The following is a 13,866-nucleotide window of genomic DNA, read 5'->3' as shown; positions in this document are numbered from 1 at the left end:
TGAGGTCTTCGCAAGAAAGAAGTTCCCGGCGATAATATGGACTGACAGAAGATGGAAATTCTGAACTCGCTGTATGATTTTTTCCCAACAGCCGTTAACACCGGCTCTTGCCTGGTGCTTGTCAGTGAAGACTGGAAAGTGGAGATGTGGGAGCACAGGAAACGCCCTTTGGATTCTCCGGAAAACGAAAAGGTCTTCATCCGCGTAAAGTTTTTCAAAAAAATGCTCAACGGTCAATGGATTCAGGACCAGTATGTAGATTTTGACTTTAAATCCATCAATGTACTGGCGGATCAAATTGAGCGGTATATTCAGTTTTCGATTGGGAAAAAATATCGTGAAAATCCCTGATGAACCCGCTTTACGAGTTGAAAAATGCAGTAATGGAGTTCGATTCTGCGTAAAAGTGATTCCCGGCAGCAGTCGAACAATCATTGCCGGTATTCTCGGGGGAATGCTGAAAGTCAAGATTGCCGCTCCGCCGGAAAAAGGAAAGGCCAACCAGACGCTTATCGAATTCCTAAGTCGATTTTTAGGGGTTCACAAAAAGCAGATTACAATTTCAGCCGGTGCGACTTCCCCGGTCAAAACCCTGCAGGTTGCCGAGATTACGCCTCAGCAAGTTCATCAGGCATTCAATCAGGAAACTCACAAATGAATAGAACATTTGCCTGGACAATTCTTGTCTGCTTTATCGCCTTCGGAACGCAGAGAACGACAGCCAATGCCGAATTGGCCAATTCGCGTCTTCAGGGGCTGCAGGTTCATACGGTCGAGGGGGTACTGCGGCTGCCGGCAGATGAGATTGACCTCGGAACCGCCGCTTTGATTATCTCCCGAAATTGGGGAACCAACAAAACCCTCTACACCTACCGCAGGAAAATTGATTCCATGGCCGAAGAAATCCAGCGGCGTCTTCACGAAAAGAAAATCCCTCTCGACGCCCGGGCCGTAGCGGAAATCAACCGATATTTGTTTGAAGAACAGCGGTTCCAGAGCGTAAAAACCGCTGACAATCCTGACGATTTATTCCTCCATACGGTTCTTGACCAAAAACGCGGGTATTGTTTGAGTCTGTCGGTTTTGTATCTGGCTGTCGGAGAACGACTCGGCCTGCCGCTTTACGGAGTTGTTGTGCCCGGACATTTTTTTGTCCGCTACGACGACGGAAAAATCCGTTTCAACATTGAAACAACCGCCGGCGGCGGCACAGCGGACGATGCGTACTATCGAGACACCTTCAAGCCCCCGGTCGGGCACCCTCTTTATATGGCCAACCTCGACAAACGGCAGACCCTCGGCTGCTTCTTTAACAATCTGGGCAACAGCTACAAAGCCGTCGGACAAATTGACCAGGCCCTGCTGGAATTAAGCCGCGCCGTTCAGATTAATCCGACGCTGGCTGAAGCCCGCACCAATCTTGGGAATATCTACCTGCAGAAAGGTCAAATTGCACAGGCCGTTCAGGAATATCGGCAGGCCCTGAAATACCTTCCGGACGACCCCAAGACGCTCAACAATCTCGGAAACGCCTATCTTCAGCAGAATGACCTGCCTCAGGCGGCACAGAGTTATCTGAAAGCCCTTGATTTTGACCCGTCGCTGACGGATGCTCACCGCAATCTGGCCCATGTATATCGCCGACAGGGATTAACAGAGAAGGCCTTCGAGCATTTGCGTATTGCTGTCGGGATAGCTCCGCAGGAAGCGGAAAATTATTTGGCCCTTGGGCGGCTGCATTTCGAATTAAAAAATCTTCCTGCCGCTCAGGAAATGCTCGCTATGGCCCTGCATTACAATCCATCTCTGACGGCGGCACGGATCGAACTGGGCAATGTTTATCTGGAAATGAACAGAAACGACTGGGCCATTGAGGAGTTTTCCAAGGCATTGCAGGGCGACGATGTCCTATCTCTTTATGCATGGTTCGGACTGGCAAGTGCCTATCATCAGGAAAAACGATATGAGGACGCCGTCTATGCCTACCGGCAGGTATTGGCCCGGGATCCGCAAAATACCGCCGCACTTCAAAATCTCGGCAATGTTCTCCTCGATGCCGGCCGAATCGACGAAGCCGTACAGGCCTATCAGCAGGCCATACAAATCAGCCCCGCCAGCGGCCTTTATTATAATCTGGCCGTGGCCTTCCTGCGGAAGAAACTGTATGAAAAGGCCCTTTCAAATTATCAGCAGGCCGTTCGTCTGGAACCAAACTATGCTGCGGCACATCACGGCCTGGCTGTCTGTTATTATTATATGAATGATAAACCTGCCTGCCGTAAACATGCCCAAATTGCCCGCTCGCTCGGCTGGAATGTCGAGGAGGAACTTTTAAAATAAGGAGAGCTTATATGGCTGACAAAAAGAAAAACCTGATTTGGACCGTCCTGCTGGCTCTGATTGCCCTGCTTGCAGTTCTTTCACTCCTTTTGAAGCTGTTCGGCGGAACGGCATTGAAGGCCGCCATTCAGACAGCCGGCTCGGCCGTCCTGAAGGTGCCGGTTACTGTGCAGTCTGTTTCGCTGGCCCCCTGGCAGGGAAAACTGGAAATGACCGCCCTTCAAATCAGCAACCCCGAGGGATATGAACATCCGCATCTGTTAAGCATGGGCTATGGACATATTCGCCTAAATACGGCAAGTCTCTTCAGCGACACGGTTCAGATTGAACAAATCCGCCTCCAGAAAGTCGAGGTGGTAATCGAGCAGAAAGGTCTGACAAACAATCTTCAGCAAATCCTGAAAAATCTGCCGAAAACTGAACCCAAACCGGAGGAAAAACCCGCCGGCAAAAATCTGCTTATCAAAGAGCTCCTGCTCGAAGAGGTATCTGTCAAGGTCAAGCTGCTGCCGGTTCCCGGCAAGGCCGATACGATTACGCTCAAACTGGCTCCGATTCGGATGACGGATGTCGGCAAAGACGGCAAGGTCAATGTGGGGGAGCTGACCGCCAAAGTGCTGACCGCTATCGCCGCAGGAATCGCCCAGCAAGGCAAAGACCTCCTGCCGGCCGATTTGCTCAATCCACTCAATGATGCCCTCAAAGAAACCGGAAGGCAGGTTCTGGAAGCCGGACAGACTATTTTGAAAGAAGGCAAAGAACTTGGTAAAGGCGTCGGGGAAGCTGTCCAGGGACTCTTTAAGAAGAAAGAAGAATAGTTTTGAATGACAACGAAGCGTGTTTTCGCAGCCGTCAGCGGAGGGGTGGACAGTTCGACGGCCGCTGCTCTGCTTTGTCAGCAGGGCTATGACTGTGCGGGAGTGTTTATGATCACCCATGACCGTTTTCAGCCGGCCATGGAGGATGCCGAAACAGTCTGCCGGCAGTTGGGAATCCCTTTTTATGTGCTGGACCTTCGAACACGCTTCGAGCAAATCCTCGATTATTTCTGTGACACCTACCTGCAGGGCAAAACCCCAAACCCCTGCGTTTTGTGCAACCGAATCATCAAATTCGGCCTCCTGTGGGATTTTGCCCGTGAGCACGGGGCGGACTTTCTGGCCACCGGCCATTATGCCCGCATCGACTGCCGAAACGGACAATACGGCCTTTATCAGGCCTCCAATACCGCCAAAGACCAATCGTATGTTCTCTCGATGGTCCGTCGGGAAATGCTCTCGAAAATTCTCTTGCCGATGGCCGAGCAGGTCAGCAAAGAGGATACCCGCCAGACCGCCCAGCGATTCGGCCTGCACATCCACAGCAAAGAAGATTCACAGGAAATCTGCTTTATTCCGGATGACGATTATGCCGCCGTTCTGGCTCAGCGGCGACCAACGGCCTTCCGGCCGGGGCCGATTGTAGATACCGCCGGAAAAGTGCTCGGACAGCATAACGGTATCCATCATTTTACCATCGGACAGCGGCGGGGTCTTCGCATTGCTCTGGGCAAACCGGCGTATGTCGTCCGCATCGATGCCAAGACTCATACGGTCGTTTTGGGCAGCCGTGAAGAACTTACCAGCCGCCGGCTGCTGGCTGAACAGATCAACTGGCTGGTTGAACCTCCGGCGCAGCCCTTTCGCTCCCTGGTAAAAATACGGTATAATCACGGCGGTGCCTGGGCCTCGGTTACCCCTCTTTCTGCCCAGACGGCAGAGGTGGTTTTTGATGAGCCTGTCTCCGCCGTTACACCGGGACAGGCAGCCGTGTTTTACCAAACGGCAGAACCTGCCCTGCAGGTGGCCGGCGGCGGATGGATTGCACAGGCAATGAGGGAATAATGGAAGCGATATTCGGCAAACAAACGTATCGAAAAGGACTTATCCTCCACCCGGGAGCCATTGGTGACTGCCTGCTGGCTTTGCCGACCGCTTCCCTGATGAAACAGCGATTGGGAATTGAACAGGTCGATTGGATCGGCCGCACCGAATATATTGAGTTTTATCCGGGCCGTTCCGCTGTGGACCGGATTCGCTCCCTCGATTCAATCCCCCTTCACCGCCTTTTCCAAAAAACAGAATCCTTCGAAGTCCAGGAACACGACCCTTTGGTCTATTCCTTTGCAGGATATGAACAGGTCGTCAGTTTTCTGGGACATGAAAACCCTGATTTTGAACAAAATCTTCTGTTTACCGTGCATTGCAGCCAGTCCGCTCAGGTTTTGGTCCTGCCGCCCGATAAAGAATCATACAAAGGTCCCATCGGGCGTTTTTATCTGGAGGAAATAGCGGCGGAAAATCAAATTTCCCTGGACAACTGGCAGACACCCTCTCCGCTCCTTGAACCCCATCCAACCGATTTTTCAGCCGGCCGCGAACAAATCCAGCAGCTCGGAATCAACCCGGACCGTTCGATTGTATTGATTCATCCCGGCAGCGGCGGACAGACAAAGTGCTGGGCTGCCGAAAACTTCATTCTCCTGGCTCAGATGCTCCGGCAGGAACGATACGAAGTTATTTTCCTTCTCGGCCCGGCCGAACGAGAGCGGTTTTCTGTGAGAACCCTCCGGACCTTTCATCAGTATCCCTACTTTTCGGAGTTATCGCTCACGCAGATTCTGCAGGTTCTTGCCTGTTCGGACGGCTATGTTGGAAACGACAGCGGAATTACCCACCTTGCCGCTGCTCTGGCCAAGCCGACCTTGGCGGTTTTCGGCCCGACAGACCCAGCCAAATTCGCCCCGGTTGGTCCCAAAGTACGCATTTTACGGCTCGAACGAACCCTCTTTAAGCAATTTTCTGAACCGTGCGTTCATCAGGCTCTGACTCTGTTGCGGGAAATACTTTGATTTGACGTCAAGAATTCCTTGCCTATAATGGCACAACATTTGAAGAAACGAAAAACGAGAACAATATGAAGACAAAAACACTCCAGGAATTAGCCGAACACGTCGGGGGCCGGCTGGTCGGTGACCCAAATATTTTAATTCGAGAGGCCTCCACGCTCGACAAAGCCGGCTGCGGCGAGATTACTTTTTTGAGTAATCCGAAATATGAACCGCTGGTCAAAAAAACTAAGGCCAGCGCTGTCATTGTTCAAAAGGAGATGGAATGCACCGCCGCCCAGCTGATTGTCGAGGACCCTTATTATGCTTTTATGCAGATTGTGGTGCTGCTTCACGGACATCGTGAGCATCCGAAAGTCGGGATTAGCCCTGCCGCTCATATTGCCCAGACAGCCCAGCTCGGCCCGGATTGTCAAGTCAGTCAAGGCGTGACCATCAGTGAGCACGTGAAAATAGGCAAAAACTGCTATTTTTACCCCGGCGTCTTTGTCGGCCCAAAGGTACAAATCGGGGATGACTGCATCTTTTACCCCAATGCCGTCATCTATGACGGCACTATCATTGGAAATCGGGTCATCGTTCAGTCCAACGCCTCCATCGGCCAAGATGGGTTCGGTTTTGCCACTCACAAGGGCCAGCATCATAAAATCCCGCAAATCGGTCGGGTCATTCTGGAAGATGATGTGGAAATCGGCGCCGGATGCGCCATCGAGCGGGGCACGCTGGACAACACCGTCATCGGCAAAGGCAGCAAAATCGGCGACCTCGTCGCCATCGGCCACGGTACCAAAATCGGTCCCTGCTGCCTGCTGGTCCCTCAAGTGGGTATCGCCGGCTCGGCCGTCATCGGCCATCACGTCGTAATGGGCGGTCAAGTCGGCGTCGTCGGCCATATTCGGGTCGGCAATATGGTCAAAATCGCCGCCAAGGCCGGTGTTATCAATGATGTGCCGGATGAGGCAACCATCGGGGGCACACCGGCTATCGATGTCAACAAAGCAAAACGGGCCTATGCCTTGATTGAGTTTCTGCCGGAGATGCGCAAGAAACTGAAGGAAATCGAGCGCCGATTGAATGACCTATCAAAAGAAAATGGACAGACAACTCCCTGAACCATTAGGTCTCATTGCCGGTCAGGGACGCTTCCCTTTTTTGGTTGCCGACGGCGCCCGCAAAGCCGGACGAAAAGTCGTCTGTGCAGGCATAGCGGAGAACGCAGATCCTTCACTGGCCGAGCACGTGGATGTCTTTTTTTGGGGGGCGATTGCACGTCCGGGCGGATGGCTTCGAAAACTCCGAAAACACGGCGTCCGCCAAACAATCATGGTCGGCCGGGTGGAAAAAGCCAAAATTTTCACGCCGTTTCGCATCCTGAAATATCTGCCTGACTGGCGGGCTCTTCGCATCTGGTATGTCCGGCTGCGGGGCAAAGACAAACGAAACGATACCGTTCTGCAGGCCATTGCTGATGAATTCGCCTCGGCCGGAATCATTCTGGAGGATTCGACTATGTACTGTCAGGAACATATGGCTTCGGAAGGGTTAATGACCCGCTGCCGACCGTCCGATTCTATCTGGGAGGATGTCCAATTCGGCTGGCCGCTGGTCAAAGAGCTCGGACGTCTCGATATCGGCCAGGCCATCGCCGTCCGCGAACGGGAAATCATCGCCGTCGAGGCCATTGAAGGAACCGCGGCTATGATTGAGCGGGCCGGACAATTGTGCAAAAAAGGCGGCTGGACCCTCCTGAAAGCCGCCAAACCCCAGCAGGATATGCGGTTTGATGTTCCCTGCGTCGGCAAAGACACCATCGAAGCCCTCCATCGAAATCGAGCCGCCTGCCTTGTTGTCGAAAAGGGAAAAGTACTCATTCTGGATAAATCCGAAACCCTCGCTCTGGCCGACCAATTAGGGATTGCCGTTATCGGCTACTAATCCTTTCTCCTCGCAAGTGTTTGACATCCTTTTCCGTCCCGAGTATGCTGTCGGGATAGAAAAACCGCAGGGGTTTTGAAAAATGGCCGTGATCAAATCCATTTACCGCATCAAACGAAGCAGGCGGGCTTTCCCGGTTTTTACCGCCCGGATTCGGGCCGGTTTTCCCTCGCCGGCGGCGGACTATGAAGAGAACAAACTGGACCTGAATCAGTACCTTGTCAAAAATCCTCCGGCCACATTTTTTGTGCGGGTTTCAGGCGACTCTATGGAAGGGGCCGGCATCCACGACGGCGATCTTTTGGTGGTGGACCGCTCCCTCGAGCCCCGCTCCGGCAACGTCGTCATCGCCGTCGTCAATGGGGAGCTGACGGTCAAACGGCTTCGAATCAAACGCGGCAAGCCCGTGCTCGAACCGGAAAACAGCAAATACCCCGTCCAGGAAATCAAAAAAGAAACGGAATTTGAAGTATGGGGTGTGGTAACCAGTGTCATTCATCCGTTATAGGCCCGCTCTTTGCGCTGGTGGACTGCAACAATTTTTACGTCTCCTGCGAGAGGGTCTTCAATCCGAAGCTGCACCGCAGGCCGGTTGTGGTGCTTTCCAACAATGACGGATGCGTCGTAGCCCGCAGCGAGGAGGTCAAGGCACTCGGCATCCCGATGGGAATCCCCTACTTCCGTGTCCGGGAGCTTCTTGAAGACCATCAGGCGGCCGTCTTGTCATCCAATTATACCCTTTATGCTGATATGTCGGACCGCGTGATGCAGACGCTGGCGACGTTTACCCCTTCTTTGGAGATTTATTCGATTGATGAGGCCTTTTTGTCCCTTCAGGGGCTTTCCGGCGCCTCATCGGACGTCGGCCGCCGAATCCGCCGCACGGTTCTTCAGTGGACGGGTATCCCTGTCTCCGTCGGAATCGCCCCCACCAAAACCCTGGCCAAAATTGCCAATCATTGGGCTAAAAATCATGCGGACCTCGAAGGCGTTTTCGACCTGAGCCGAACGGAATGCCTTCCGTCCATTCTGGAGCAAATCGATGTAGAAAAGGTCTGGGGAATCGGACGCCGCCTTTCGGAAAAACTGCGGCCGCTGGGTATCCGGACCGCCCTTCATCTGGCACAGGCGGATGCCGGCTGGATTCAGAAACGCTTTTCCGTCAGTGCGGCCCGAACGGTTCTGGAACTAAGAGGCCAGGTGTGTTTTCGGCTGGAAGAATCGCCTGAAGCCAACCAAAATATTATGGTCTCACGGAGTTTCGGTCAGCCCGTCCGGACGCTGGAACATCTGCAGGAAGCAGTCAGCTCCTACCTGTCGCGGGCGGCGGAGAAACTGCGGCAGCAGAAATTATGCGCCCAAATCCTGACCGTCTTTGCCCGAAACAGCCCCTTCGGCAGTGCTCCTTTCTGTGCTCCTTCGGCCTCTTTTATCTTTGAAACCGCTACACAAAGCACCCTCGAAATGATGAAAGCCGCTCAAACTCTCCTGCCTCGGGTGTACCGTCCGAATGTTGCATTCCACAAAGCCGGCGTTCTGCTGAGCGGTCTGGTGCCGGCGGATAAGGTGCAGCCCAATCTGTTCGACAATCTGCCGGTCCGCCGACGAGATAGTCGGCTGATGCAGGTTCTTGACCGCCTCAATGCCGCCAAAAAACAGGTTTTCTTCGCATCTGAAGGAATCCGGCAGCCCTGGCGAACCATCTTCCGGTGTAAATCCCCCGCCTTCACAACCCGCTGGAGCGACCTGCCCATCGTTTCATAAAACAGACACAGCCGTATTCCGGAGCCGCAATGTCACCGCAGGGAGTTCCCCCGGGCTTGACCATCCCAGATCGCCAAGAACAGTTCCTTGACAGCTCTCCGCCGGCTTCTTACAATTCCAATAAAATTAGTGTCTGAAAGGATTTATTATGGATTTTGACCACTATACACCGGCAGAGCCGTCACAGTCGGCTCCGATTCCGACAGCGATTCCCCTGCAGTCTCCTCCTCCGCCTCCTCCTCGCAAAAAAGGACTCGGCTGGAAAATTTTCTGGGGAGTAGTGCTGGTTCTTTCTATCCTGACCAACCTGCTCCTTTTGCTGGCTTTAGGGGGCATGGCCGCCCTCGTCTCCAGTACTGCTTTCAGCGGCCTTGAGCAGCCGTTTGAAGAATCCGTCCTCATTGACGGTCCCCGTCACCAAACACTGGCCGTTATCAATCTCAAAGACCTCATTGATGAAACCGCCAGTGAACTGGTACGCAAACAGCTTGAACAGGCCGCTGATGACTCCTCTGTACGTGGCGTGATTGTCCGAATCGACAGCCCGGGCGGATATGTCTCCTCCAGCGACCAGATTTATAATGAAATCAAACGTTTTCGGGAACAGACAGGCAAACCCGCCGTCGCCTTTATGCAGTCTGTAGCGGCTTCCGGCGGCTACTATTCTGCGGTCGCCTGCGACAAGATTGTTGCAGAACCGACCGTTATCACCGGCTCCATCGGCGTGATTATGAGCCATCTGGTGATTCAGGACCTGCTCGAGCAGAAACTCGGCATCAATCCGGTAGTTGTCAAAAGCGGCGAAAAGAAAGACTGGCCCAGTCTTTTCCATCGAACAACGGAAGAACAAACCGCCTACCTGAAGGAAAAACTGATTCAGCCCGCCTTTGAGCGATTTCTCGAAGTCGTCTGCGAAGGCCGACGCGATGTTTTGACTCCCGAAGAAGTACGCCGTCTTGCCGACGGCAGCATTTATCCCGCTTCGGAAGCCCTCCAAAAACGGCTGATTGATCAAATCGGCTACCTTCACGATGCCGTGGCCGTCACCGAACAATTGGCCGGGATTCAGGGCTGCCGGGTTATTGAATACAAAGAGCGTTTGGCTTTCTGGGACCTGCTGGCCGTACAGGAAAAAACTTCGTTCAAATTCGACACAAAAACTCTCCATCAATGGACCACACCTCAACTGATGTATCTATGGGACGGAAGACAATAAATCAAACCGCTTCGGCCTTATCCTTCGCAAAAGTTTTCAGCTTTCTCCGGGCTCGTCTTGAGACCGGTACGAAAACAAATACCATTCCCACAGGGAACAAGGAATCGGTTTGGCTCCGGCTGCCGCTCGGGCTGCCTTTGGCTGTTTTTCTGTCAGTTTACCTGGCTTATTTTACGGGCTGGACCGCCTTTTACAAAAAAAGCACGCACGAAATCCTGGCCCTGCTTATTCTGGCCCCCGCTTTCCTTGTTTTTTTTGCGAGAACCTGCCGAGAACGCCATCCGCTCTTTATCCTCTTAACCACCCTGACGGGGGCCTTCTTTCTCCGCGAATGGCACTTCAACGGCACGAGTACAGGCATTTACATAGCATTAGCCGTTTTGGCTGCGTTCGCATGGAGATGGAAAAAAGCCCTGAAAATCCTTCATCAGTGGCATCCCATGAAAATCTGGCTTTTTGCCGCCTTTATCACGTACGGTCTTTCTCAATTCACAGCCCGACGCGGATTTCGTATACTCCATCTCCCCCTTGAACACGAACTGCATGTCGGACTGGAGGAAGTGCTCGAAACGGCCGCTCATCTGATGCTTTTGTACATCAGTTTTCTGTCGTGGCGATTTTCAGCCGAATCTAAGCCCAAGCCGCTCACTTCGGCCACAGATTCAGCCGAATCAGCTCAATAAATTCTTCCGGACCGACAACGCGTACGTCGGGCTCCAGAAGTCGGATGGTCTCATACACCTCGTCCAACCCTCGGCTCCAGGCATGAACTGTTACGAAACTGTATCCATCCGGGCTGTTCGGATTTTTCGGCATGGCATTCAGAGCCGCCGCAAGTTCCTCCGGACTGGAACGCACATGCGGGTAAAATTTTTCCTGCCGGAAATCAAAACGGGCCGTTACAATGGGTTTTTCGCCGACCCAGAAAATCCGCCCTTCTGAATGAGCATACGCCATATACTCCAGATAGAAAAATCCCCGCAGGCAGTCGATTTGTGCAAAGGGCTCGAGGATATGGGCATAATCCTCCGTGAGCCGTTTGGCGGGCTCCAGCCGGTCAATCAGCAAAAGCGTCCGCAGGTCCGCCCGCTCCAAATAGTCTTTGAGCCGTTCTGCATGCACGTCCATGGCTGGAAAATGACTCGGATAAAAATACCCCAGTCCGCAGTATCCGACAAAGGCATCTTTTTCCGTCGCCTTCTCGTACCACATCTCCACCCCACCGGGGGATAACTCGACCAAAGCCGGGGCCATTCCCCAGCCCATCGGAAATTGTCCCCGATGAGGATTTCGGTAAAACCGGCGGTTCGAGAAGAAGGAATGTGTGCCGATTTCCGTCAAAATGTTGTCCATATCACTCAGAATGAAGGTAACGGTATGAACCCCTTCCTGCCGTACGGGCTCTTTTCGTTCGGCTTTTTGGACAAACCGCCGCTCCTTCATCACCGGCCCCAGAGAAGCGTGAACCGACAGATTCACCATCCAGTCCGAGGGAATCTGAAAAAAACCGGACTCCGAATGCTGCTGAATCGTCACCCCTTCATCGGAGGAAGTCGGTGACTGCCAGCCGTACACCGGTGAGCAGACAGCGATTTCCTGATAGACCTTCCGTGAGAGCTCCTTATCCGGATACCACCAGTCCAGTGCCCGCAGCGCCGGTCCCCAGTCTCGGAGAAAGGCCGCACTCGGATGCTGCCGGCGGGTATGGGTGTGAATGATAATCGCCTCCGGACTTATCTGCTTCCTATAATTCTCATACACCCATCGGCAGTCTTTCTCACGCAGATCCATAGCCGTCGAATAGCCGGCCCTTTCAAAAACCTCCTGGAGACTGACATCCGCCGCCGGCGCGTCCAGAAGCCCCGCCATCGTCGTCGCCGCACTCAGCGAGGGCCGATCACGCAAATCATACAACACATACCGGCTGCTCGTACAGGACTTCAGGGCAGCAAGGAGGCCTGCAAAATCTTCTGCATACGTTCGGTCAAATACAACCCGGTATTTGGCGGAAAGATATTCCGGAAACGTCGGATCTCCCAAGTCAATCCAAATCCGAGGGCCGCTCGTTCGAGCCGCAATCCCCTGCAGGGTCTGCACGGCAACAAACTGACTGTCCGGCGTATCCGCTTTTTTGACAAACACATAGATGGTTTGCCCTGTCTCCAGCGGCTTGAGGGGGCCATACAGCGGACTTCGCTGGATGGAAAGTTTTTCTGCAGACACACTCTCCGCCGTACTGCCGCCCAGACACAGGACGGCAGCCGTCAAAACAAGAAAATTCATAAATCGCCCCTTAAATCTCTTCCAGCTTCAGCAGGTCCGGATGTTCGTGATACACCTTCAGAATCAGTTCGCCGAAAAGGGTATTTGCCCAGGCAAACCAATGACGGGTAAAATCGTTTGGATTGTCTTTATGAAAGGCCTCATGCATAAAACCCGTGTCGGCGTCTGTCGTTTTCAGCAGATGCAGACACATCTGAATCTCCTGCGGGTCCTGACTGGTCAGCGCCCGCAAAATGACGCCCATCGGCCAGATATGCGTCTTGCCGGTATGCGGGCTGCCGGCCCCTTCGGCGGCTTTGCCTTTCAGATACCAGGGATTCCACTCACTCAGCAGAAACTGACGCGTCCGCTGATACAGCGGGTCTTTCGGACGGCAAATGCCCAGATACGGCAGCGACAGCAGGCTGGGCACATTCGAATCATCCATAAACAGAACATTGCCGAATCCGTCCGCCTCATAGGCGTAAATCGTCCCGAACTGCAGATGTCTGGCTGTCCCCCATTTCAAAACGGCCTTTTCCACCTCGTCGGCCAGCTGCCTGCATTCCCGCGCAAAGGTCTTATCTATTCGCCCCTTCTCGTATATTTCCGCAAGCTGCCGCAGCGTCTGGACCGCAAAGAGATTCGAAGGGACCAAAAACGGCAGCACGGTCGCATCATCGGAGGGACGGAACATCGAAGCAATCATTCCCGCCGGACGCATCGGCTGACCCGTCCCGTCAAAGACCGGCGCATCGGTCATTCGCGATGTAACCCGGATAAATCGGTAGGGACTTTGCCCGTCCTTTCGCTGTTCTGTTCTGAATGTGGAGACAATCCGCCGCATCGCCCGGTCCCAGTCGGCATCAAAACAGGACATATCTCCCGTTTGCCGCCAATATTCATACGCCAGCCGAATCACATAGCAGAGCGAATCCACCTCCCATTTGCGCTCATGAACACTCGGCCCCGGCGCCGGACGGTCCGACGCCCAGTGAGAAGGACGATTCATATCCTTGTAAAACGCATTCGCATACGGGTCCAGCAGAACACACTTTGTCTGACGATTGATTAGTCCTGCAATCATCTGACGCAGTTTTGCATCTTTTTGAATCAGCGGCATATAAGGCCAGACCTGACAGGTCGAATCCCGCAGCCACATTGCATCAATATCGCCCGTAATAATAAAGGTGTCGGGTTTTCCGTCGATGATTTCAAAATCCACGGTCGTATCGAGGGTATTCGGAAAACAATTCTCAAACATCCAGGCCAGTTTCGGATCTCGAATCTGCGGTTTGACCTGCCGAATCGTCTCCTCCACCGCCTCGCTCACAAAGGTTCTCTTTTCCACAGGCGGACGGCGGGAGACATATTGTTCGGCCGCCTGGGCAATCCCGCCTGCCGCCCATCCCAGCAAGACCGTCCATTGAATCAATCCGCTTACGGCTTCCAGCCGAATCAT

At 53.4% G+C, this 13,866-nt stretch carries 14 protein-coding genes; 12 read left to right on the top strand and 2 right to left on the bottom strand.

Going from position 1 to position 13,866, the window contains the following annotated elements:
• The first annotated feature begins 51 nt into the window (after window positions 1-51).
• The 12 genes from PKY88_03145 (at window position 52) to PKY88_03090 (ending at window position 10,825) form a co-directional block, all read left to right on the top strand.
• Window positions 52-351 carry a hypothetical protein gene (locus PKY88_03145; protein ID HOQ04196.1) on the top strand — a complete coding sequence of 100 codons (300 nt, stop codon included), beginning with the start codon at window positions 52-54 and terminating at the stop codon, window positions 349-351.
• Entirely contained in the window at window positions 338-658 is a 321-nt protein-coding gene (locus PKY88_03140) for a DUF167 domain-containing protein (protein HOQ04195.1), read from the top strand. The genes PKY88_03145 and PKY88_03140 overlap by 14 nt, the downstream gene beginning before the upstream one ends.
• A complete protein-coding gene (locus PKY88_03135; protein HOQ04194.1) occupies window positions 655-2,340 on the top strand; it encodes a tetratricopeptide repeat protein in 1,686 nt (561 codons plus the stop codon). The genes PKY88_03140 and PKY88_03135 overlap by 4 nt, the downstream gene beginning before the upstream one ends.
• A gap of 11 nt (window positions 2,341-2,351) precedes the next feature.
• Window positions 2,352-3,158 carry an AsmA family protein gene (locus PKY88_03130; protein HOQ04193.1) on the top strand — a complete coding sequence of 269 codons (807 nt, stop codon included), beginning with the start codon at window positions 2,352-2,354 and terminating at the stop codon, window positions 3,156-3,158.
• Between the two features lie 6 nt (window positions 3,159-3,164).
• Entirely contained in the window at window positions 3,165-4,223 is a 1,059-nt protein-coding gene (gene mnmA / locus PKY88_03125; GenBank protein HOQ04192.1) for a tRNA 2-thiouridine(34) synthase MnmA, read from the top strand.
• Window positions 4,223-5,230, top strand: coding sequence for a glycosyltransferase family 9 protein (locus PKY88_03120; GenBank protein HOQ04191.1), 1,008 nt, complete (start codon window positions 4,223-4,225; stop codon window positions 5,228-5,230). The genes mnmA and PKY88_03120 overlap by 1 nt, the downstream gene beginning before the upstream one ends.
• 65 nt (window positions 5,231-5,295) lie before the next feature.
• Window positions 5,296-6,339 (top strand): UDP-3-O-(3-hydroxymyristoyl)glucosamine N-acyltransferase, encoded by a 1,044-nt coding sequence (gene lpxD, locus PKY88_03115; GenBank protein ID HOQ04190.1) that lies wholly within the window; start codon window positions 5,296-5,298, stop codon window positions 6,337-6,339.
• On the top strand, window positions 6,320-7,162 hold the full coding sequence (gene lpxI / locus PKY88_03110) for a UDP-2,3-diacylglucosamine diphosphatase LpxI (protein HOQ04189.1): 843 nt from the start codon (window positions 6,320-6,322) through the stop codon (window positions 7,160-7,162). Before lpxD ends, lpxI begins: the two co-directional genes overlap by 20 nt.
• Window positions 7,163-7,244: 82 nt before the next feature.
• Window positions 7,245-7,670, top strand: coding sequence for a translesion error-prone DNA polymerase V autoproteolytic subunit (gene umuD / locus PKY88_03105; GenBank protein HOQ04188.1), 426 nt, complete (start codon window positions 7,245-7,247; stop codon window positions 7,668-7,670).
• Window positions 7,634-8,926, top strand: a complete 1,293-nt coding sequence (locus PKY88_03100) for a Y-family DNA polymerase (protein HOQ04187.1) — start codon at window positions 7,634-7,636, stop codon at window positions 8,924-8,926. Before umuD ends, PKY88_03100 begins: the two co-directional genes overlap by 37 nt.
• Before the next feature lie 148 nt (window positions 8,927-9,074).
• Window positions 9,075-10,142 carry a signal peptide peptidase SppA gene (gene sppA, locus PKY88_03095; protein ID HOQ04186.1) on the top strand — a complete coding sequence of 356 codons (1,068 nt, stop codon included), beginning with the start codon at window positions 9,075-9,077 and terminating at the stop codon, window positions 10,140-10,142.
• Window positions 10,124-10,825, top strand: coding sequence for a hypothetical protein (locus PKY88_03090; protein ID HOQ04185.1), 702 nt, complete (start codon window positions 10,124-10,126; stop codon window positions 10,823-10,825). Before sppA ends, PKY88_03090 begins: the two co-directional genes overlap by 19 nt.
• Here the strand turns inward: PKY88_03090 and PKY88_03085 are convergent.
• Window positions 10,788-12,425 (bottom strand): GxGYxYP family putative glycoside hydrolase, encoded by a 1,638-nt coding sequence (locus PKY88_03085; GenBank protein ID HOQ04184.1) that lies wholly within the window; start codon window positions 12,423-12,425, stop codon window positions 10,788-10,790. The genes PKY88_03090 and PKY88_03085 overlap by 38 nt on opposite strands.
• 10 nt (window positions 12,426-12,435) lie before the next feature.
• Window positions 12,436-13,866, bottom strand: a complete 1,431-nt coding sequence (locus PKY88_03080) for a glycoside hydrolase family 125 protein (protein HOQ04183.1) — start codon at window positions 13,864-13,866, stop codon at window positions 12,436-12,438.

The organism is Anaerohalosphaeraceae bacterium (assembly GCA_035378985.1).
GTDB lineage: Bacteria > Planctomycetota > Phycisphaerae > Sedimentisphaerales > Anaerohalosphaeraceae > JAHDQI01.
The sequence above is the reverse complement of the archived record's forward strand: the minus strand, read 5'-3'. Positions and strand labels throughout refer to the sequence as shown.